This is a genomic window from Streptococcus sp. HMSC073F11 (assembly GCF_001810785.1).
Taxonomy (GTDB): Bacteria; Bacillota; Bacilli; order Lactobacillales; family Streptococcaceae; genus Streptococcus.
Window position 1 is genome coordinate 414334 of sequence record NZ_KV802698.1, and the last position, 23605, is coordinate 437938.

Genomic DNA, 23605 nt, shown 5'->3' on the forward strand with positions numbered 1-23605 from the left:
GCTTCCTAGTTTGCTCTTTGATTTTCATTGAGTACAATATTCCCTCTCTAATGTGAAAACGAACAAATGACATGTTTGTTCGTTTTTGCTTGAATGGTAAGATTTACAGAGGAAAATCTAAAAAATAGAGAAATTTAGATTTTCGAAATATGCTATAATAAAGAAAATAAAAACAAGAGGTTTATCATGACAAAATTATATGGAAGCTTGGAAGCGGGCGGTACAAAGTTTGTCTGTGCTGTCGGTGATGAAAATTTTAACGTTGTAGAAAAGACACAATTTCCAACAACAACTCCAATCGAAACAATCGATAAAACCATTGAGTTCTTCTCAAAATTCGATAACCTTGCTGGTCTTGCAGTTGGTTCATTTGGTCCGATTGATATTGATAAAAACTCAAAAACTTATGGCTTTATCACAACGACTCCAAAACCAAACTGGGCAAATGTGGACTTGCTTGGTGCCCTTCGTCGTGCCCTCAACGTGCCAATGTACTTCACTACAGACGTAAACAGCTCTGCTTATGGTGAAGTGGTTGCCCGTAATAATGCTGGTGCTCGTATCGAAAACTTGGTTTACTACACAATCGGTACAGGTATCGGTGCAGGTGTCATCCAACGTGGTGAGTTTATCGGCGGTGCCGGTCACCCTGAAATGGGTCATTACTATGTGGCTAGACACCCAATGGATATTGAAAAAGAGTTTAAGGGTGTTTGTCCTTTCCATAAGGGATGTCTAGAAGGCTATGCAGCTGGTCCAAGTTTGGAAGCTCGTACAGGTGTTCGTGGGGAAAATATTGAACTCAACAACCCTGTTTGGGATGTTCAAGCCTACTATATCGCTCAAGCTGCGGTTAATGCTACAGTGACTTTCCGTCCAGACGTGATTGTCTTTGGTGGAGGGGTTATGGCTCAACAACACATGCTGGACCGTGTCCGTGAGAAATTTACATCTCTTCTCAATGGTTACCTACCAGTACCAGATGTACGTGACTATATCGTGACTCCAGCAGTCGCAGGAAATGGTTCTGCTACTCTTGGGAACTTTGTTCTTGCAAAAGAAGTTTCAAAATAAAACACAAAATCCGCTTGGGAAACCAAACGGATTTTTACATATCAAAGCATTTGCCAGAAAAAGTCAATAATATAGGTCAGACCGTAGGTATATACCACGAGGGTAAAGGGCTTGGTCAGAATGATGATGGTCATATAGCGCTTGAAACTCATCTTGGTCAGGGCAGCCAGCATACAGAGAAAGTCAGCTGGACTAATGGGCCAAATCATCATAAAGATAAAGAAACGGTCAAAACGATTGCCCTTATCCAGCCAACCGATGTACTTGTCGTAGGTACGCTTGCTGACGACAGACTGGACAAAGGCAGCCCCATAGAGGCGCACGAGATAAAAGATAATGGCACAGCCAATCACGATTCCGATATAGTTGTAGATAGTACCGATGATGTGACCGTAGATAAAGACCCCAGCGACGGAGGTCAAGGCCCCAGGAATGATAGGGACGACCGTTTGTAAAATCTGTAAAAAGATAAAGAGAGGTGGCCCCCAGATACCTGCCTGCTGGATAAAGGCAGAGAGGGTTTCCTTAGACTGTAAAACCCCAGCCTGATAAGCCCAAATACAGAAAATCAAACTCCCAACCCCACCGATAATCGATGAGATGTTGATAACTTGCTGTAAAAGGGGAGAAACAGCTTTCATTTGTTTATCCTGTGACATGTAAACTCCTCATAGATAGTATAGTTCTACTATACCATAATTTACGGTTTTAAACTATCTGAGTGTCTAGAGGTAGAATAATTATGGTAAAATGGAAATAATCAAATGCTAAATTAGATTGAGGAAGAATCATGTTGGGATTAAAGTTTAATGGGACTTGGCGCAACTACCAAAAACAGGTCTTGGACAACTTCCAAGAATACCAAGCAGATGGGCATGTTCACTTGGTGGCAGCACCAGGTTCAGGGAAAACAACTATAGGGATTGAGTTGATTGCCCGCTTTGATAAACCTGCTCTCGTTTTGGTGCCGACGGTCACCATCCGAGAACAATGGGTAGAAAGGATTCGCCAGGCCTTTTTAGAGGATGAGGACCAAGTCACAAGTCTCGTGTCTCAAAATCTCAAGGACATGAAGCAAATCACCATCGCCACCTACCAAGTTTTTCACAGCGCTATGCAACAGGTACAATCTCAAGAAGATAATGGGGAGGTTGAGGACTTTATAGGCTTTGACCTGCTTGACAGACTCAAGGAAAGGGGTGTAGAAACCCTCTGTCTGGACGAATGCCATCACTTGAGAAACGAATGGTGGAAAAGTCTAGAAGACTTCCGTAAAAACTACCAGCAACTGCAAGTCATCTCTCTCACTGCGACACCGCCTTATGACAGTGAACCAGAACTCTGGGATCGTTATCTCCAGATGTGTGGTGAGATTGACCAAGAAATCACAGTGCCAGAACTGGTTAAGGAAGACACTCTTTGCCCTCATCAGGACTTTGTCTATATCTGTTTTCCGACCAAGGAAGAGGACAAGCGCTTGGAAGAGTTTGAAGACACCAAGTGGCAGTATGTCAGCCAACTAGTCGTTGATCCTGACTTTCAAGAGTTGATTCGGAGTTCCAAGGTTCTCAAAGGGAAAATTTCTGCAGATATTCTTCTTGAAGATCCCAAGTATCTCTCAGCGCTCCTCATTTATCTACAAGCTCAAAAACAGGAAATTCCCACGCATCTACAAGATTTACTAGGAGCTGAAGGATTGCCTGCCCTCAATTATTATTGGCTAGAAATTCTCTTGCAAGGCCTTCTCTATCAGACTCCTGACTGGTATGAGGATCAGCAGGAGACAAAGAAAAAGATAGAAGCAGAACTGAAATCAAGAGGGTTGATTGAAAAACGTCAGGTTTTCTTGGTCAAATCCAAGGCCAATGACCAAATCCTCAACCAATCTCTAGGAAAACTGGCTGGGATTGCATCTATATTTGAAACTGAGTATGATAGTCTAGGAAAGGACTTGAGACAGTTAGTCTTGGCGGACTATATCCGTAAGGATTTTGCCAGCTATCTGGGAGATGACCAAGCACCAATCACGCAATTAGGTGTCCTCCCTTACTTTGAAACTATTCGCAGAAGTGCACAAAAGCAAGGCTTGTCTGTCCCGATAGCAGTCCTTTCTGGTAGTGTCGTGATCATACCGGCTAGTGTCAAGGCTGAACTTCAAGCACTCATTCCAAACACTAGCTTAAGCTTCTCTGCCATTGGAAAACTCGATCAAGATGTTTATCTCCAGGTAGGCTTTCCATCCAGCTTTAAGGGGATGGTCGCAGCAGTGACCGAACTCTTCCAACGTGGTTCTATCCAGGTCTTGGTCGGAACCAAGTCTCTTTTGGGAGAAGGATGGGATGCGCCTTGCGTCAACTCTCTCATCCTCGGAAGTTTTGTCGGAAGCTTTATGCTCAGCAATCAAATGAGGGGCCGTGCCATCCGTATCTGGCCAGGACATCCAGATAAGACCAGCAACATCTGGCACCTAGTAGCCATCAAACCTTACAAAAATCCAGCCTTTTCTAAGGAGGATCAAGAAGAACTAGACCTCAATCCTTATCAGGACCTCCAAACCCTTGCCCGTCGTATGGACCATTTCCTTGGCTTGTCCTATAAGGAAGATACCATTGAAACAGGTTTGGACCGCTTAAACTTTCCTGAGTTCCCATTTAAGAAAAAGAAACTCGAAGACTATAACGAGAAGATCATGGAACTATCCAAGGACCGTGCCTCCCTACGTAAAAAATGGCAGGAATCTCTCATTGTTGCTGACAAGATTGAGATTGTCAATGAAGTGGCGACAGACAGCAAACGAATCCCTCTGCTTGCTCTAGCGGATGCTGAAAAGTGGCTTCGCTACGCTCTGATGGTATTTGCCATTAGTCTCCTAGCTTATGTCGTTCGACTAACCTTCTTTGCCTTGCCATGGTTGACAGCTCTTTGTGTCCTCTTCCTAGCTATCACAGCCTTTCGCTATTACAGCTACAAGAGTCCTTATAAACGCTTGCGCCAGATCGGTGAAGCTATTCGCAAAGTCATGGTGACTGCCGGGCATTTATCTGATGACCAGTCGCGCGTGCAGGTCGAGGAGGACAAGGAAAGCTTTAACGTATTTTCCTATCTAAAAGGTGGCAGCATGCGAGACAAGGAGCTCTTCTCTCAGACCTTGGGTGAATTCTTTGCTCCCGTGGACAATCAACGCTACCTCTTAGTAGTTAAAAAAGCACCAGCAGGTCAGTCCAAGTATTTTGTGGTTCCTAGCCTCTTTGAAAAACGCAAGGAAGATGCCCAGCTCTTCCTAGATGCCGTCGCACCTCAGATAGGTGATTACCAGCTAGTCTACACCCGCAACGAAGTAGGGAGAAAAATCCTGCTAGAAGCTCGACTCAAATCTCTAGCCAACAAAAATGACCGCATCATTACTAAGAAAAAGGTCAAAAGTGCGTTGAAGTAGGGAGGGGGAAGAAGTTATTTTCACTTGGAATATGATATAATAATAGCAAAAATGTTGTCCCTGAAGGAAAAATATAGATGCAGCTAAAACCAGAACTGGAGATAGAAAAACAGCTGATCAACCAACTGGTGACTGGGGAAAGTCAATGGACTTACAGAGATGAACTTAAAACAGAAGAGCAATTATGAGAAAGCTTCTTTGAAAAGCTAGCTCAGAACAATGTGGCTCTATTGGCAAATCATCACCTTCCAAAAGCCTCTAGCCTTTAAAGAAGCAGTCGATAATGCCCTCAAGCTCTATTCAAATGGTGGAGAAAACGAGGTCCTAGCCCCTAGCTGGGAAGAGGAAAAGAGGAACTTTTTACGGAGTTGCAGTGATTTCCAAAATCTCATCACCGATGATCCGGAGGAAGGACTCCAAATCGAGCAGATTTCTACACCTGAGTTGAGAAAGCTCGCCAAGGCCTATCAGGTCTTTGATAAATACCTAGCTTCTATCCGAGTTTATAAAGAGTATGATGAAGAAGAAATCTACGCCCAGACAGGACTAAGCGCAGAAGAATTGGAAACCTATCTTGGCTTCTATCAAAACATCCTAGCTGAATTAAAAAGCCGAAGAGATGATGGTGGTGAAGATGGGGAGCCCCTTGATATTCACTATGAACTAGAGTCTATCCAAGTGGATGAGATTAACTATGCCTATATCCTAACCTTAATCCAAAGCCTGATCGAGCAAGGTCAGAGTCAAGAAAAGAACCTAAGCGCTCAAGATAGAGAAGCAGTGGATAGCTATATTCAGAGCCTTGAGAAGATCAATCCAAATCTTGCCCATATCATCACTGAACTATGGAAGGAAGTACAGGATAAGTCAGAAAGCTATCGCGGTCAGTCTATCGCAAATATCCTGGATCAGATGATCGAGGCGGTTATCCAGCAACATATCCAAGTCTTTAGCAAACGTTGGTATGTCGGAGAGGATGAGCTCCGTTACTATGTCGAGCACTACCGCAAGGGAGCTAAAAAACAACTAGGAGAGAGCCAGCTGACCAAGAGCCAGCGCTATCAGGACTATAAGATAGAAGTGGCAGATGCCCTCAATCCCCTCCTCTATAAAAAGCAAATCAAGGAAGCCTGTAAGCAACTTGTCGAAGAAGTCATTGAGCCACTCAGAGTTGGGAGATAGTCCTTCGAAGTTACGAAGACATAGACTTCCTAAAGTTTACATGCATTCTAAACTTAGAATGATAAGGAATACATAAATTTATGGGTATCCTAAGCTTCGAATAGTCTATCTGAGAAAGTTTTGGGGTCTTCGAGCTTTCGAATAGTCATCTTTCCTAAAGTTTAGATGTATTCTAAGGCTAGAAAAGTTAAAATCTGAAAATAGTAAGAGTCTCTATCTGACAGACGGAGTGTATTTCCAGTCAGATAGGGATTTTCTATTTCTGAAATGACGGATTTATTCTATAAAAGTAAAAAATAGCCAAAAAAAGTGCTGTTGGGATGATAAAGTAGACAGTTGAGCGGATGAGTGTCATAAGTTCTTTGCTATTTGTTAGAATTGTCTTATCAACTTAAAGGAGAAAATCTGATGAAGAGAGATAAAGAAAATGAGGAGAGTATCCTATCGGACCTTCCTCTGTGGGGACTCCTATTTTTGGTCTGTGTATTGCTTCAAGTCTATGTAGGAAAGGATAGACCTTTGATTCAACCTGATAGACAAGGAAGCATTGTAAAAACAAATCAAAAACAGGTCTATCTTCCAGAACTAATCCAGTCTTTATTTGATAAAGAAAAAACTAAATGATTCGTTAAATAGAAAGGTTATCATCATGACAAAAACATTTACCATCCGTCCGCTAAGCTATACCAACTTTACCAACCGTGAGTTTGAGAGTCTCATGGTAGACACGGGTCAACTACTAGAAGTTTTTGCTAAGGCACATAAGGACGAGTCTATGTATAGCAAGCATCTCGATTCCTTCAAGAGCAAGTTAGCAGACTTCCAAGCTCAACTAGCTATCGTAGAAAAGAAAGAGGCGACGAACCTGACCGAAGTCGATCGCAATCGTGACAGTGCCCTAGTCGGTCTCTTTACTCTTCATCGAGGATTTGCTAAGATCAAGGAGACCAAACTCAAAGAAGCCCATGAGACTTTGAAACCAGTCTTTGCCAAGTACAAGGATATCACCAAGCATAGCAATGATGTGGAAACGGCAGAAATCAAGAGTCTGCTCAAAACGCTCAGCGAAGAACCCTACCAGACGGCAGTTACTAGCCTAGGACTAACCCCTATGCTTACGGCGGTAATCAGTGCGCAAGAGGAATATGATAAGGTGGAAAGTCAGGCGCGTGCTCATAAGTCTGCCAAGGAAGTCGGCAAGACCAGACAAGTCCGTACCGAACTAACCAGCATCTACGTCCTCTTTATGCGCTATACCGCAGCCAGTGCAGAAGCCTACCCAGAAAAAGAGCACCTAACCAAACTCCTTAAAGACCTCAATACAATCCGAGACAGTAAACGACGATTGACTGGTTCAAGTAAGAAGGATAAGAAAGTGAAAACCGAAGAAACTACACAAGTAGCTGGATAAAAAATAAACGTCTTTAGATATATTATTATCTAAAGGCGTTTTTTGGTGAATTCGTGGTATAATTTTAGGGAAAGTTTAAGGTTATAAAATATTTTTTTTAGAAAGAGATACTATGGATGATAGATTCATTACATTAAAGCACATTGATACCTCCGTAGCAGCTAAAAATGTCGCTAAATTACTTGAAGAAAATAAAACTTATTTCTTAAATGGGAACTGGGGTTCTGGAAAAACAGAATTTCTAGTTGAAGTTGGTAAGAATACTAATAAAAAATTAGTTACGATAGACTTTTGGAGATTAAGCGATAGCCGCTCAACAATTGAAATTATTTTTTCAAAATTACATCCGTGGAAATACAGGTTTTTAAGGTTTTTCATAGTTTTATGTGTTGCATTATCAATCCTAATGACAAATGTAGTTGATTTGGGTTTAAGTTCTTTTTTTGAATCTTTTTGTGTTAAATTAATTGTTGGGAGTATTGTTTTATTAGTAGCAATCTACCAATTTTTCAAAGTCAAATCTGATGGTTTTTACAGTCGTTTGCTAACATTTAAGTATTTGTCATTAGCTCGAAAAGTTCTAGTTATTGATGATTTTGATCGAATGTCTAACAAACAACAAGAAGAGAGTTATAAAATTTTTAGTTTACTCAGTGGTAAGCTTCCGATTGTCTTTGTGGGAGACATTGAGAAAGTACATCTTAAAGACAATAATTTTCTTTCTAAAATAATTGATAGAAGGATAGAGCTACCATTTGTTCTTCATCCATCAAATATTTGGCAAGATTATTTTGACTTGCTAGGAAAGAAATTTAGTACGAGATTGTCAGATGATTTTTGGAGAAGGTTCAGGTTTGAAAATAGAAACTTGCGAGATAGAAATCATTTTAATGACTATGTCAATCAAGAATTCTTTTCAAGGGGGAAACTAGGACATGTTCAGGAGGAACAGCAACTTTGGATTATCTATACCTACCTTTTTTATCCTGAATTATATAAACAATTATTAAAGGCTGAAGAAATAAAAGTCAAGGATGATGAAAAAATTAGTTTTACATGGCTGTTCAAGTTTGGACGAAGCATAGAAGAAATACTGTCCGACATTCAACAATCAGATCTTACCCAATATCCACCAAGCTATAAAATGAATAGCTCGGCCTATTTTCTTTATGAAGAATCTCTAAATCGTACAAAAGAAGAATTGGATTCATTACTTGAGACAGATAGTGAGGAATTATCAAGAGAACTAAGAGAGGGGAATCATAAGACTGATTTTTATCAATATCTTTCAAGTGAATATAAATCATTTTCTGAAAATCAGAAAGCTAAACTACTACGTATTACCATACAAGAATCTCTGAAATCTTATAATAGCCCTGCAATGGACTATATTGTTGCAGAAAAGTTAAATGAAGAAATTCCCCGATATGAGAGGAATAGTCCTTTAAGTGAAGAAATAATAGGTAGAATTGTGAATTTCTGGGAAACTATTCTGAGAAAAGAAGGTTTGGATCCGTCTGAGATACTTTATTTTATGGAAAAACATAGAGTGCTGACCTTCTATGATTTGGGACGTCACTATTCAAACTTAGAAATTAATAATAAAAATTTCGCTAAGCTAAGACGAAAAGATTTCTTCCTCTTGACCTATCTTAGTTCAATTGAAAAATTTAATGAATTTGAAAGTTGGGATAGAAGTATCTGGGATGCCATGGAGCAGTTTGGAGGCAGAGAGTTCTTAGTCTTTTGGGAATTTCAAGGAATTCTTTCAAATGGATTGGGTTATTACTGTTTTGATGTTGTTCCTAGAAACAAAAAATATTTTCTTATGATGGATGAAAATCAAGATAAAATGAAAAATAATAAGTCTGTCATTGAAAAGATTCAGCCACAACTTGAGCAATTGGAAGCTAAAGGATTTACATTCGAGGAGAAAATAGATAGGGAATACTGGTAGGTAATCTATGAGTTTTAAAGGATAATTGATTAGTATGTTCTCCTTTTAGTAATATCCTTCATGTTTGTACCCTTTTTTGTGTTAAATTTCGCTCCCACTCGTTCTCCCTAGGTCGAGTGGTTTTTCTTGAAATATGATAAAATAGAAAAGATAATACATTAATTAAGGAAAGTAAAAATGGCAAGTAAAGAAAATGCAGAACGCAAGGTGCTGCATCGTAAAATTTGGGCGATTGCTGATGATGTGCGTGGAGCTGTAGATGGTTGGGATTTTAAGCAATATATCCTAGGTATCCTTTTCTATCGTTTTATTTCAGAGCATATGGCTGACTATTTTGACCGTGCTGAGCATGAGGCTGGCGATTTAGAATTCCGTTATGCTGAATTGAGTGACCAAGAGGCTGAGCAAGATTTTAAACCAGGGACAGTTGAGGATAAGGGATTCTTTATCCTTCCGAGTCAACTATTTGAAAATGTAGTCGAGAATGCCTCGCAAAATGAAAATTTAAACGAAGACTTGGCCAATATTTTCCAAGCTATTGAGAAGTCAGCGATTGGCTTCAAATCAGAAGATGATATCAAAGGTTTGTTTGATAACTTAGATACACGAAGTAACATCCTTGGAGGAAGTGTTCCAGAAAAAAATAAGCGCCTATCTGATATCCTCAATGGTATCAATAGCATTAACTTTGGTAATTTTGAGGAAAATGATATTGATGCCTTTGGGGATGCCTATGAGTTCTTGATTTCAAACTATGCGAGTAATGCTGGTAAAAGTGGTGGGGAATTTTTCACTCCTCAGACAGTTTCTAAATTACTAGCTCGTTTGGTAATGGTTGGTAAGGACAAGATTAACAAAGTCTATGACCCAACATGTGGTTCAGGCTCTCTCCTTCTTCAAATGAAAAAACAATACGAAGACCATATCTTGGAGGATGGTTTCTTTGGTCAAGAAATCAATATGACCAACTATAACTTGGCTCGTATGAATATGTTCCTACACAATATCAACTATAATAACTTTGATATTAAGCGAGGAGATACCCTTTTAAATCCTCAGCATCTGGAAGAAAAGCCTTTTGATGCTATCGTTTCTAACCCTCCGTATTCTGTCAAATGGGTGGGAGATGGAGATCCAACTCTGATAAACGATGACCGTTTTGCGCCAGCAGGGAAACTAGCTCCTAAGTCAAAAGCTGACTTTGCCTTTATCATGCATAGTCTCAATCATCTGTCTAATAAAGGTCGAGCAGCTATTGTTTGTTTCCCAGGCATTTTCTATCGTGGAGGTGCTGAAAAGACCATTCGTCAGTATCTGGTAGATAACAACTTTGTTGAAGCAGTCATTGCCCTTCCAGACAATCTCTTCTTTGGAACTTCTATCGCAACTACAATTTTAGTTCTGGCGAAGAATAAATTAGAAAATAAAACTCTCTTTATCGATGCGAGTAAAGAATTCAAAAAAGAGACCAATAACAACGTCTTGACGGATAGCAATATCGAGTATATTGTTGAATTATTCTCTAATTATCAAAATGTAGACTATAAAGCAACTCTTGTTGATAATGAGGTGATTGGCTCAGAGCAAGATTACAACCTATCTGTCTCAACCTATGTTGAACAAGAAGATACACGTGAGAAGATTGATATTGATATGCTTAATAAAGAAATCGCTGAGACTGTGACAAAGATTGACCACTTGCGTGCAGAGATAGACAAGATTGTAGAGGAATTGAGCCATGGCAAATGATGTGATTCTCTATAGAACAGATGACGGCAAGTCTGCAATTGAACTCCACTTGGATAATGGAACGGTCTGGCTGACCCAACAAGAACTAGCTGAGCTCTTTCAAACCTCCAAGCAAAACATTAGTAAACACATCAAGGCGATATTTGAAGATGGTGAATTGGATGAAACAGTGGTTGTCAACTATCAGTTGACAACCACTCGTCACGGTGCAATGGCTGGTAAAACTCAGTCAAAAAAAGTTGCTTACTATAATTTGGATATGATTTTGGCGATTGGCTACCGTGTGCGCTCCCCTCGTGGGGTCCAGTTTAGACACTATGCTTCGACAGTCTTGAAAGAGTATCTGATCAAGGGATTCGCTATGGATGATGAGCGCTTGAAAAACTTGGGTGGAGGCTCTTACTTTAAAGAACTCCTGGAAAGAATCCGAGACATTCGCTCGAGTGAAAAAGTCTTTTACCGTCAAGTCTTGGATCTTTTTGCGACATCAAGTGACTACAATGCAAACTCACCAGAGGCAAAGAAATTTTTTGCGACGGTTCAAAACAAGATGCATTATGCTATTCACCACAATACTGCCAGTGAACTCATCTACAATCGTGTCGATAGCGAAAAGGAGTTTATGGGCTTGACCACTTTTAAGGGAGACCTTCCCACTCTATCTGAAGCAAAAGTTGCTAAGAACTATCTGACAGAAAAGGAACTCCGTGGGCTTAATCAGCTTGTATCAGGATATCTAGACTTTGCTGAAAGACAGGCGGAGCGAGAAGAAGTCATGACTATGGCGGACTGGGTGACACATGTAGACCGTATCCTTCAGGCTACTGGAGAAGACTTACTTGATAATAGTGGTTCTATTTCTCGTGAACAGATGAAGCAGAAGGTAGATAAGGAGTATAAGAGCTACCAAGCCAAGACCCTTAGTCAAGTTGAAAAAGATTACCTCAAGGAAATTAAAAGTATTGAAAATCTAGCCAAGGAAGGAGGTAACTAATGAACATCCTAGAAGAAATCCAAAACTGTCCTGTTGAATGGAAAGAGTTGGGGGAAGTTTGTTCTGTTAAGAAAGGTAAGCAACTAAATAAAAATTTATTGACAGAAGATGGATTATATCCTGCGTATAATGGTGGACAAACTTATTCAGGAAGAACTAATGATTACAACGTGGAAGCTAATACAATCATTGTAAGTCAAGGTGGAGCTTCTGCGGGTTTTGTTAATTTTGTCGATACCAAATTTTGGGCTAATGCACATTGTTATTATATACTTCCTGATGAGACTCGAGTGAATAATAGATTTGTATATCATTTTGTAAAAATGAATCAGAAATATCTTATGGATTTTCAACATGGAGCGGGGATACCCGCGTTAAAAGCTGACAAATTGTCCAAACTATTACTCCCCATCCCTCCCCTAGAAATTCAAGAAAAAATCGTGCAAATACTTGACAAATTCACCGATTATGTTACAGAATTGACCTCAGAATTGACCTCAGAATTGACCTCACGTAAAAAGCAATATTCTTATTATCGAGATAAACTTTTATCATTTGAGGATGAAGTTTATCAGGTTGAGTGGAAAACACTGGGGGAAGTCGCTAAATTTAATTATGGTTATACTGATAAAGCGAAAGATATTGGAGATGTTAGATTCATTCGAATCACTGATATTGATGAAAATGGTTATCTTAAGCCGTATGATAAAAAATATATTGCCTTAACGGAAGCATCAAGAAGCTATTTAGTAAAATATGGTGACTTATTGATGGCTAGAACGGGTGCTACTTTTGGAAAAACGCTATTTATTGATACAGATGAAACTAGCGCGTATGCCTCTTTCTTAATCAAGATTACTCCCTCAGAGAAGTTGAATTCAAGATACTATTGGCATTTTTCAAAGAGTGAATTGTATTGGAAACAGGCTAATAATTTAGTTTCAAAGGCTGGCCAGCCTCAGTTTAATGCAAATAGTCTGAAGAATGTAAAAATCCCAGTCCCTTCCCTCGAAATCCAATCTCGAATTGTTCAAGTTCTAGACAACTTTGACACGGTTTGTAATGACCTAAACATCGGACTACCTAAGGAGATTGAACTTCGTCAAAAACAGTATGAATATTTTAGAGAAAAACTCTTGACATTCGTCGCCGAAGGCGAGTACACTGAGAGTAGAGTAGAGTAGAGTAGAGTAGAGGAGTGGGACAACTCCGCTATTATCAAACTTTTACAGTGGGTATTTGGCCCGATTCGAGTAGAGTTGGGAGCAGTTGCAGAATATAGTCAAAAGAGGATTAGTGTGACAGATTTAACTCCTGAAACTTATGTTGGAGTTGATAATTTGTTGCAAGATAGAAAAGGGAAAGCAGTTGCTACATTTTTACCTGATCAAGGAAGTGTTACAACCTATAATCAGGGTGATATATTGATTGGTAATATCAGACCTTATCTCAAAAAAATTTGGTTTTCTAATCAAGTTGGTGGGACAAGTGGAGATGTCTTGACAATTCAAAATTCTATTACTCCTTGTATGGAAAATAAATATTTATATTATATTTTGTCAGATGATCGATTCTTTTATTATAATGTGCAATATTCAAAAGGTTCTAAGATGCCCCGAGGAGATAAGAAAGCTATTATGCAATATAAGTTTATATTGCCATCCATTACAGAACAAAAAAGAATCGTCTCTACCCTTGACAATTTCAATACTTTAACCAACTCTCTTTCTGAAGGTCTTCCAAAAGAAATCGAACTAAGACAGAAACAGTATGAATACTGGAGAGAACAATTATTAAACTTTACTAGATAAATTCTTGAAGCATTTTGAGATAGAATCTCAATTAAAATAAAAAAAGGAAGCATACTATGGTTGATTATTCAAAAGTACATGAAGTAATTGCGGAAACAAATGAAGGGATTCTCTTGGCTGAGTATCAACCAGAGTATCGCACAGATAGAGAATATCAGTCTGAGGCTGATCTAGAAAATCAGCTGATTTCTGATTTGGTTAATTATCTTAACTACGAACGACTAGATATCCATACACCTGAAGAGCTCTTAGCAAATGCCAAGGTTCAAATTGAAAAGCTTAATAAGGTTACGTTTACGGATGCTGAATGGCAACGTTTTGTAGTCGAGTATTTAGATTGTCCCAATGAAGGTTTGGTTGAAAAAACACGAAAAATCCAAGAAAATCATATCTATGACTTTGTTTTTGATGATGGACGGATTAAAAATATTTTCATCCTTGATAAGAAAAATATTCATAACAACACTATGCAGGTTATCAACCAAGTGACTCAAGTAGGCAGTCATACCAACCGTTATGACGTGACTATTTTAGTGAATGGTCTGCCGTTAGTTCAAATTGAATTGAAGAGACGAGGGGTTAGCCTCAAACAAGCTTTTGAACAAATCCATAGATATAGTAAGGAAAGTTTCAATAGTGAAAATTCTTTATACAAATATATTCAGATTTTTGTGATTTCGAATGGCACTTATACACGCTACTTTGCAAATACGACAGCTCAAAATAAAAATCATTATGAGTTCACCTGTGAGTGGGCGGACCGCAAAAATAAAACAATTCATGACCTAGAAGACTTTACTGTTACCTTCTTGAGCAAGCGAGTCCTTTTGGAGGTATTGACTAAATATTGTGTTTTTGATGCTGATAATACCTTGCTCATCATGCGCCCATATCAGATTGCAGCAACTGAGAGTATCTTGCGCAAGATTCATTCTTCCAATGAAATGAAGAACTTTGGCTCTATCAATGCTTGTGGCTATATCTGGCATACGACCGGATCAGGGAAAACCCTAACCAGTTTTAAGACTGCGCGCTTGGCGACAGAGTTGGACTACATTGACAAAGTGATATTCGTCGTCGATAGAAAAGACCTAGACTACCAAACCATGAAGGAATATCAAAAATTCCAACCAAATTCAGTCAATGGTAGTAATAATACAAAAGAACTCCAACGAAGTATCGAAGAAAATGATGATCGAATCATTGTCACAACTATTCAAAAGTTAAACAAGTTTATCACAGCAAATCCAAATCATGAAGTCTATGCTAAGAAATGTGTCTTGATTTTTGATGAGTGTCATCGTTCGCAGTTTGGGAAGGCGCAAAAGCGAATTAAGAAGGCCTTTAAACAGTACGCCTTGTATGGATTTACAGGAACACCGATTTTCCCAGAAAATAGCTTAACGGGTGAAACGACCCAGGAAGTTTTTGGAGAACAACTTCATAACTACGTTATCACAGATGCTATTCGAGATAAAAAAGTATTGAAGTTCAAGGTTGACTATAACTATATCAAGCCTGAAATCAATAAATATAGAGAAGCAGAAAAAGCAGTTGGTCAAGAGCTTGATGAGAAGAAACTCAAAAAGATGGAGAAGGAACTCCTTTTGCATCCAGAACGGATAGCAACCATCACAGAGTACCTGTTGAGAGTTTATAATGACAAAACGCATCGAAATCAACATTATACTCATAAGCAAAAACAACTGTTTGGATTTAATGCCATGCTAGCTGTACAAAGTATTGAAGCTGCTAAGTTATACTATGACGAACTCCAGCGACAACAAGCAACTTTACCAGAAGCTAAACGCTTGAAAGTTGCAACCATCTTTAGCTTCGCACCAAATGAAGAACAGTCAGCTTATGGGGAAATTCAAGATGAAGAGCTCGAACCGCAAGATACAGCCATGCCACAATCTTCTAAAGAGTTTTTGGAAAAAGCGATTGATGACTATAATCACATGTTCAAGACTAACTTCTCAACTGATGGGAAAGAGTTTCAAAATTACTATCGTGACCTTTCAAAACGAGTTAAGTCTAAAGAAGTGGATTTACTGATTGTAGTGGGAATGTTCTTGACGGGATTTGATGCTCCAACTATGAATACTCTCTTTGTCGATAAAAACCTACGTTATCATGGCTTGATTCAGGCTTTTTCTAGAACCAATCGGATTTTTAACAAGGTTAAACCTTTTGGAAATATTGTTTGTTTCCGTGATTTAGAAAAGGCTACGCAAGAAGCCATTAAGACTTTTGGAGACACAAATAAGCTTGAAATCATCTTAGAAAAAAGCTTTAGTGAATACATGGATGGTTTTGTCGATCAGGTAACGGGTATTGAGGTCAAAGGCTATACTGCGGTTTGTCAGGAAATTCTGGAAAAATTCCCAAATCCGCAAGAGATTGAAACAGAGCACGATAAAAAAGAGTTTGTTAAGTTATTTGGTGAGTTATTGAAACTTGATAATGTTCTTCGAAATTATGACGAATTCCAAGAAATCGACAAACCTATTTCTGAAGGTTATCTTCAAGATTTAAGAAGTGCCTATGTGGAAATTCGAGATGAATTTTTGAATCTTAAAAACTATGAAAAGACTAAGGATTTGGATGTTGACCTTTCAGATGTCGAATTTGAAATTGAGTTACTAAAAACTGATGAGATTAACCTAGACTATATCTTGGCGTTGATTGTTGAAAAATCGAAAAATTCTGAGTCTAAAGAAGTAATGAAAGCAGAAGTTAGTCGTGTGATTCGTTCTAGTATTGATATCCGTGCCAAAGAAGAGTTGGTTATTGAATTTATCAATGACACCGATTTGCAAAAATTGAAAGACCATGATGGGATTATCCATGCTTTCTACGAATATGGCAAGGAGCGCAAGAAAATCGCGATTCACGACCTAGCTGAGGCTGAGAAGCTTGTAGCTGATTATCAACTATTCATCAACAAATCAATTCAACGAGGTTATGCTGAAAATAGTGGGACTGATTTGGATTCAATTATTCCACCAACTTCTCGTAGACAGGGAGCGCGTGAACGGAAAAAGCAAGAAGTTTTACGTAAGATTCAGCTGTTAGTAGAGACTTATTCAGGTATTTAAGGATTGTCAATCAAGATTTATTAGAAAAATCAGGCCCTACAAAAAACACTCTTTATTCGCTCATTTTTAAGATGCAATTTTGTTTCCATATTTCCGGGGAACTAGTAGAAAGTAAGGAGAAATATGGAAAATAACAACCAACATGCTCTTTGCCAGCAACTCTGGGCGAGAAACAAATACCTCGTTTTGAGTCATTCCAGCAATATTTACAATGAGATTCGCCAATACTTGAAGAATGAAGAGGTGGAAGTGAGTCAGGTTCAGGAGATGATTGACCGTGCCTGTCAGATTCCAGAACACAGGGGTCAGGTTTGCAATGCCTTTCAGCATATTTGGGGATATTTCAAGAAGAAAGCAACGGAGACTGAACGCAAGGATTATATGTTTTTACTGGAGCGTTATCACTCTGGTCATGCCACCAAAGAAGACTTAATTGCTAAGACGAGAGATTTACTTGAACGTTACCCAAATACATACTTGCAACATTCGACTTTACTGAAAGGAGATTGTCATGAGACTTTGGCATGAGGCTTTGATTTCACAACTTCCCCGTCCTCAACTCTTGGGGCAACATCGAGAGTGTTGCGCCCTGCGTGGCAATAGCTGGGGCAGAAAGCATGCGACGGTTGACTATGTCTTTACCCACTCGCTCTATCGTCTCTATGCCTATCATCGTTTGATTATGGAGGAGATGGTTGACCGTGGCTACAATGTCAGTACAGAGTGGCTGGACAAGAACTACCGTGGCAAGACCTGCCCTCCTTATGAAGATTTGGTAGAGGAGAAGTTGATTAGTCCTATATACAGCGAACATGACGCTACCTACTTTGAGGAGTGCCTGGACAATCTCCGAGAGAAGGGGATTGACTTATAGTCTTTTCTAATAACAAGTCATAGTCACTTATAAGAATTACTAATAACACGTTTTACCAGTCTAACTAAAATACAGCTATAAAACAAGCTACACAAAGGATTTGAGGCATTTTTCTCAAGTCTTTTTCTTTTGTTTAAAACAGAGATATAGTTTCAAACTATATCAAAGCCTAATTTTTTACAATTATACAGATGATTTCTTTTCTGTTAAGATAGTTTCAACAACAAATTTTGGAGGACACATCATGTCAACTACAATCATCGGTTTCCCACGTTTGGGCGAATTCCGCGAATTAAAATTTACAACTGAAAAATACTTTAGAAAAGAAATCTCAGAAGAAGAACTTTTGGCAGCAGCAAAAGACTTGCGTGCTAAACACTGGAACATCGTCAAAGAAAAAGGCATTACTGAAATTCCATCAAATGATTTTTCTCACTATGACAACTTCCTAGATGCAGCTTTCCTTTTCAACGTGGTACCTGCATCTGTTCAAAACTTGGACTTGTCTGATCTTGAGCGCTACTTTGCTTTGGGACGTGGTTACCAAGGAGAAAAAGGGGATGTTCGCGCCCTTCCAATGAAGAAATGGTTCAACACCAACTACCACTACATCGTGCCTAAATTTGAAAAAGATACTCAAGTAAAATTGGCTGGTCACAAGATTTTCGATGAGTTCCAAGAAGCAAAAGAACTTGGTCTCAACACTCGTCCTGTTCTTGTAGGTCCATTCACTTTCCTTCAATTGTCAGACTTTGAAGAAGGTGTGAAAGCAGAAGACTTCGTAGACAGCTTAGTAGCTGCTTACCAAGAAGTTTTTGCTAAATTGGCTGAACTTGGTGCGACTCGCATCCAACTCGACGAAGCGGCTCTTGTAAAAGACTTGACTGCTGAAGAAAAATCTCTCTTCTTGAACCTCTACAACAAACTTTTGGCTGACAAAAAAGGTCTTGAAGTCTTGCTTCAAACTTACTTCGGAGACGTTCGTGACGTTTACGCTGATCTTGTAAACTTGCCAGTTGATGCGATTGGTCTTGATTTCGTTGAAGGTAAGAAAACTCTTGAATTGGTTAAAGGTGGCTTCCCAGCTGACAAGACTCTCTATGCAGGTATTGTCAATGGTAAAAACATCTGGCGTAACAACTACGAAAAGAGCTTGGCTATTCTTGAGCAAATCCCAGCTGAAAACATCGTATTGACAAGCTCATGCTCACTTCTTCATGTGCCATTTACAACTGCTAATGAAGAATTTGAACCAGCTATCTTGAACCACTTTGCTTTCGCAGTTGAAAAATTGGATGAAATCCGTGATTTGGATGCTATCCGCAATGGTAAAGGTGAAGAAGCTCTTGCAGCTAACAAAGAACTCTTTGCGACTGAACGTGTTGGTGTTAATGCAGAACTTCGTGCGCGCATCGCTGGTTTGACAGACGCTGACTACACTCGTTTGCCAGCTTTTGCAGAGCGTGAAGCTATCCAAGAAGAAGCTTTCAAACTTCCAGCTCTTCCAACAACAACTATCGGTTCATTCCCTCAAACAAAAGAAGTTCGTGCCAAACGTTTGGCTTACCGTAAAGGTGAATTGTCTCAAGAAGAGTACGACGCTTTCCTTGCTGAAACAATCGACGAATGGATCAAATGGCAAGAAGATATCGACTTTGATGTCCTTGTTCACGGTGAATTTGAGCGTAACGACATGGTTGAGTACTTCGGTCAAAACTTGTCAGGTTACCTCTTCTCTAAAAATGGTTGGGTACAATCTTACGGTATGCGTGGGGTGAAACCACCAATCATCTGGGGTGATGTCACTCGTCTTAACCCAATCACTGTGAAATGGTCTAGCTATGCACAAAGCCGTACAAACAAACCTGTTAAAGGTATGTTGACTGGACCTGTTACCATCCTCAACTGGTCATTCCCACGTGAAGACATCTCTATCAAGGATTCAACTCTTCAAATCGCCCTTGCTATCAAGGATGAAGTACTTGACCTTGAAGCTGCTGGTGTGAAAATCATCCAAATCGACGAGGCTGCTCTTCGTGAAAAATTGCCACTTCGTCGTAGCGACTGGTACGAAGACTACCTTGACTGGGCAATTCCTGCCTTCCGCTTGGTACACTCAACAGTAGCGCCAGATACACAAATCCACACTCACATGTGTTACTCAGAATTTACAGATATCATCCCAGCTATCGACAACTTGGATGCGGACGTTATCTCATTTGAGGCTAGCCGTTCAAATCTTGAAATCTTGGACGAACTCAAAGCGAAAAACTTCCAAACAGAAGTGGGACCTGGGGTTTACGATATCCACTCACCTCGTGTGCCGAACGAAGGCGAAATCGACAACACAATCGAAGCCATCCTTGCTAAAGTGCCAAGCAAGAAAGTTTGGATTAACCCTGACTGTGGTTTGAAAACACGTGGTATTCCAGAAACAAAAGAAAGCTTGATCCGCCTTGTTGAAGCAGCTAAAGCTGCGCGTGAGAAATTGTAAGATAAGGATTTCTCTGGAAGCACTGTTTGGTCAATCTGCCTGTTTCACTTGGATTCTAAGAGTCCAGCTAACGAAAAAATCAACTAGAAAAGGATAATGACTATGTCACGCCAAACACCGTCACTCTCATTTGAAGTGTTCCCTCCCAACCCAGCCGTGGGTAATGATAAAATTATTTCTGCTCTTCAAGATATGCAGGAGTTGGCTCCTCACTTTATCAGTGTAACTGCCAGCAATAATAAATTTAATATCAAGGAAACGACGGTTCGTTTGGCTGACTTTATCCAAAATGACTTGGCGATTCCGACTATTGCTCACTTGCCAGCCATTTATTTGACCAAAGACATGGTTGCTGAAACCATTGCAGACTTGGACAAGGTTGGCGTGCAGAAAATCTTGGCTCTTCGTGGGGATATTATTCCTGATGTGGAGCCACAGAAGGATTTCCGTTACGCAACTGACTTGATTGAGTTCATTAAGGAACAAGCTCCTCACTTTGATATTGTTGGTGCTTGTTATCCAGAAGGTCACCCGGATTCACCAAATCAGATTTCAGATATTCAAAATCTTAAGAAGAAAGTGGATGCAGGCTGTTCCAGTCTTGTGACTCAGCTTTTCTTTGACAATGAGCGCTTCTATGATTTCCAAGACAAATGCATTTTGGCTGGGATTGATGTTCCTATTCATGCAGGGATTATGCCAATTCTGAATCGAAATCAGGCTCTTCGCCTCTTGAAGACTTGTGAGAATATCCATCTTCCACGTAAATTTAAAGCCATCTTAGACAAGTATGAGCATGACCCTGAGTCGCTCAGAGCAGCAGGACTTGCCTATGCGGTGGACCAAATCGTGGACTTGGTAACCCAGGATGTCGCAGGTGTGCATCTTTACACCATGAACAATGCTGAAACAGCAAAATACATCCACCAAGCAACTCATGCCTTGTTTAATCATCAGTCTCTAGGATAATAAAAAGCAAACCATTCTTCTCAGGTGAGGGGAATGGTTCCTTTTTAATGGTAAAGACCGCACTTTTTAAGAAAAATATGATAAAATAGACTCTGTACGTACTTGATACAAAGATGAGGGTATAAACAGATTTTTAACTATTCAAATCTGCTATAAAAAGGAAAAATACTAAAGAATAATATTTTTAAACTTTTCAAAGTATCTAAATAGTTGAACACGGGCTAAATCCCTAGTGAAAAAGATAGATTTCCTAGTGTGCATCGCACACTGCGTCAATCGAATGCTATCTTGTATAATTGAACCCGGCCGAAAAGCTGTGTAAAAAAGATAAACTGTCTTGTCTTCATCGAAGACTTCGTCAGTTTCCTATTTTTACTTTGCTTTTGACGTCCTTAGTATCTTGATCTTTGTAGGCAAGGCGTATAATTTCATCAATCCAAAGGGGATTAAAATGACAAAACAAGTGTTTCAAACGACTTTTGCGGGTCGTGAGTTAATCGTAGAGACTGCTCAGGTTGCTAAGCAAGCAAATGGCTCTGTTGTTATACGTTACGGTGAGTCAACTGTCTTGACTGCTGCCGTTATGTCTAAGAAAATGGCAACTGGAGATTTCTTCCCTCTTCAAGTCAACTACGAAGAAAAAATGTATGCGGCTGGGAAGTTTCCTGGTGGCTTTATGAAACGTGAAGGACGTCCTTCAACGGATGCGACATTGACAGCGCGTTTGATTGACCGTCCAATCCGTCCTATGTTTGCGGAAGGTTTCCGTAATGAAGTTCAAGTCATCAATACAGTACTTTCTTATGATGAAAATGCTTCTGCACCAATGGCTGCTATGTTTGGTTCATCCTTGGCACTTTCTATCTCAGATATTCCATTTGACGGACCAATCGCTGGGGTACAGGTGGGTTATGTCGATGGTCAAATCATCATCAACCCTAGTCAAGAACAGGCAGAGCAGTCGCTTCTTGAATTGACAGTAGCTGGTACCAAACACGCTATCAACATGGTTGAGTCTGGTGCCAAAGAATTGTCAGAAGAAATCATGTTGGAAGCTCTTCTTAAAGGGCATGAAGCAGTCAAAGAATTGATTGCCTTCCAAGAAGAAATTGTTGCTGCTGTTGGTAAGGAAAAAGCAGAAGTGGAATTGCTTCATGTGGATGCGGACTTGCAAGCTGAAATCATCGCAGCCTACAACAGTGACCTCCAAAAAGCGGTTCAAGTAGAAGAAAAATTGGCTCGTGAAGCTGCAACTCAAGCAGTTAAGGACCAAGTTACTGCTGTTTACGAAGAAAAATATGCAGACCACGAAGAATTTGACCGTATCATGCGTGATGTGGCTGAAATTTTGGAACAAATGGAACACGCTGAAGTGCGCCGTTTGATTACAGAAGACAAGGTGCGTCCTGATGGTCGTAAAGTCGATGAAATCCGTCCTTTGGATGCGGTTGTTGACTTCTTACCACGTGTGCACGGTTCAGGTCTTTTCACTCGTGGACAAACTCAGGCCCTTTCAGTCTTGACCTTAGCTCCGATGGGTGAAACTCAAATCGTCGATGGTTTGGATCCTGAGTACAAGAAACGCTTTATGCACCACTATAACTTCCCTCAATACTCTGTAGGGGAAACTGGTCGTTATGGTGCGCCAGGTCGTCGTGAAATTGGTCACGGTGCCCTTGGTGAGCGTGCCCTTGCTCAAGTTTTGCCAAGTTTGGAAGAATTCCCATACGCTATCCGTCTGGTAGCAGAAGTTTTAGAATCAAATGGTTCTTCTTCTCAAGCCTCTATCTGTGCTGGAACGCTTGCTCTTATGGCTGGTGGTGTGCCAATCAAGGCACCAGTAGCTGGTATTGCCATGGGTCTCATCTCAGATGGAAATAACTACACTGTCTTGACAGATATCCAAGGTTTGGAAGACCACTTTGGAGACATGGACTTTAAGGTTGCAGGTACTCGTGACGGGATTACAGCCCTTCAGATGGATATCAAGATCCAAGGGATTACTGCAGAAATCTTGACTGAGGCCCTTGCTCAAGCTAAGAAAGCGCGTTTTGAAATCCTTGATGTGATTGAAGCAACCATTCCAGAAGTTCGTCCAGAATTGGCTCCAACTGCTCCGAAAATTGATACCATCAAGATTGATGTGGACAAGATCAAGATTGTCATTGGTAAAGGTGGAGAAACCATCGACAAGATTATCGCTGAAACAGGCGTTAAGATTGATATCGACGAAGAAGGAAATGTGTCTATCTACTCTAGCGACCAAGATGCCATCAACCGTGCCAAAGAAATTATTGCTGGTTTGGTTCGTGAAGCCAAAGTGGATGAAGTTTACCACGCGAAGGTTGTTCGTATCGAGAAATTTGGTGCCTTTGTCAACCTCTTTGATAAGACAGATGCACTTGTGCACATTTCTGAAATGGCTTGGACTCGTACCAACCGTGTAGAAGACTTGGTTGAAATCGGAGATGAAGTCGATGTTAAGGTTATCAAGATTGATGAAAAAGGCCGTATCGACGCCTCTATGAAGGCTCTTCTTCCTCGTCCGCCAAA

16 protein-coding genes and 1 pseudogene are annotated in these 23605 nt (G+C 40.0%); 16 read left to right on the top strand and 1 reads right to left on the bottom strand.

All coding sequences use genetic code 11. The features are described from left to right. Positions 1-186: 186 nt before the first annotated feature. On the top strand, positions 187-1074 hold the full coding sequence (gene scrK, locus HMPREF2764_RS08825; RefSeq protein ID WP_070528928.1) for a fructokinase ScrK: 888 nt from the start codon (positions 187-189) through the stop codon (positions 1072-1074). 41 nt (positions 1075-1115) lie between these two features. Here scrK and HMPREF2764_RS08830 read toward each other — a convergent pair whose 3' ends face one another. Next, on the bottom strand, positions 1116-1733 hold the full coding sequence (locus HMPREF2764_RS08830; protein ID WP_070528930.1) for a TVP38/TMEM64 family protein: 618 nt from the start codon (positions 1731-1733) through the stop codon (positions 1116-1118). Between the two features lie 131 nt (positions 1734-1864). Here HMPREF2764_RS08830 and HMPREF2764_RS08835 point away from each other — a divergent pair, with 131 nt between their 5' ends. From HMPREF2764_RS08835 to pnp, 15 genes and pseudogenes are all read left to right on the top strand, one after another. Continuing rightward, positions 1865-4510 (top strand): DEAD/DEAH box helicase family protein, encoded by a 2646-nt coding sequence (locus HMPREF2764_RS08835; protein WP_070528937.1) that lies wholly within the window; start codon positions 1865-1867, stop codon positions 4508-4510. A gap of 228 nt (positions 4511-4738) precedes the next feature. Then, positions 4739-5692 (top strand): annotated as a pseudogene (locus tag HMPREF2764_RS08840) (type I restriction endonuclease subunit R); the annotation flags it as partial. Positions 5693-6100: 408 nt separating this feature from the next. Continuing rightward, positions 6101-6316, top strand: a complete 216-nt coding sequence (locus tag HMPREF2764_RS08845; protein WP_070528942.1) for a hypothetical protein — start codon at positions 6101-6103, stop codon at positions 6314-6316. Positions 6317-6341: 25 nt separating this feature from the next. After that, on the top strand, positions 6342-7103 hold the full coding sequence (locus tag HMPREF2764_RS10170; RefSeq protein WP_070528945.1) for a DUF6261 family protein: 762 nt from the start codon (positions 6342-6344) through the stop codon (positions 7101-7103). Positions 7104-7215: 112 nt separating this feature from the next. Beyond that, positions 7216-9060 carry a P-loop NTPase fold protein gene (locus tag HMPREF2764_RS08855; RefSeq protein WP_070528947.1) on the top strand — a complete coding sequence of 615 codons (1845 nt, stop codon included), beginning with the start codon at positions 7216-7218 and terminating at the stop codon, positions 9058-9060. 177 nt (positions 9061-9237) lie between these two features. Further along, a complete protein-coding gene (locus HMPREF2764_RS08860; RefSeq protein WP_070528950.1) occupies positions 9238-10809 on the top strand; it encodes a type I restriction-modification system subunit M in 1572 nt (523 codons plus the stop codon). Further along, entirely contained in the window at positions 10799-11803 is a 1005-nt protein-coding gene (locus tag HMPREF2764_RS08865) for a virulence RhuM family protein (protein WP_070528953.1), read from the top strand. Before HMPREF2764_RS08860 ends, HMPREF2764_RS08865 begins: the two co-directional genes overlap by 11 nt. Then, entirely contained in the window at positions 11803-12987 is a 1185-nt protein-coding gene (locus HMPREF2764_RS08870; protein ID WP_070528956.1) for a restriction endonuclease subunit S, read from the top strand. The genes HMPREF2764_RS08865 and HMPREF2764_RS08870 overlap by 1 nt, the downstream gene beginning before the upstream one ends. A gap of 114 nt (positions 12988-13101) precedes the next feature. After that, positions 13102-13614 carry a restriction endonuclease subunit S gene (locus HMPREF2764_RS10205; RefSeq protein WP_261673659.1) on the top strand — a complete coding sequence of 171 codons (513 nt, stop codon included), beginning with the start codon at positions 13102-13104 and terminating at the stop codon, positions 13612-13614. 56 nt (positions 13615-13670) lie between these two features. Further along, positions 13671-16715, top strand: a complete 3045-nt coding sequence (locus HMPREF2764_RS08880; RefSeq protein ID WP_070528961.1) for a type I restriction endonuclease subunit R — start codon at positions 13671-13673, stop codon at positions 16713-16715. Between the two features lie 123 nt (positions 16716-16838). Next, positions 16839-17243, top strand: a complete 405-nt coding sequence (locus HMPREF2764_RS08885) for a YbgA family protein (protein ID WP_070528963.1) — start codon at positions 16839-16841, stop codon at positions 17241-17243. Beyond that, a complete protein-coding gene (locus tag HMPREF2764_RS08890) occupies positions 17227-17589 on the top strand; it encodes a TIGR02328 family protein (protein ID WP_070528966.1) in 363 nt (120 codons plus the stop codon). The genes HMPREF2764_RS08885 and HMPREF2764_RS08890 overlap by 17 nt, the downstream gene beginning before the upstream one ends. Positions 17590-17833: 244 nt before the next feature. Then, the gene (gene metE, locus HMPREF2764_RS08895) at positions 17834-20083 is read left to right on the top strand and encodes a 5-methyltetrahydropteroyltriglutamate--homocysteine S-methyltransferase (RefSeq protein ID WP_070528972.1); all 2250 of its coding nucleotides are present in this window, start codon (positions 17834-17836) and stop codon (positions 20081-20083) included. Positions 20084-20185: 102 nt separating this feature from the next. Beyond that, entirely contained in the window at positions 20186-21052 is an 867-nt protein-coding gene (metF, locus tag HMPREF2764_RS08900; RefSeq protein ID WP_049516293.1) for a methylenetetrahydrofolate reductase [NAD(P)H], read from the top strand. Positions 21053-21503: 451 nt separating this feature from the next. Further along, positions 21504-23605, top strand: a 2102-nt coding sequence (gene pnp, locus HMPREF2764_RS08905) for a polyribonucleotide nucleotidyltransferase (protein WP_070528976.1), incomplete at its 3' end; no start/stop codon positions are given.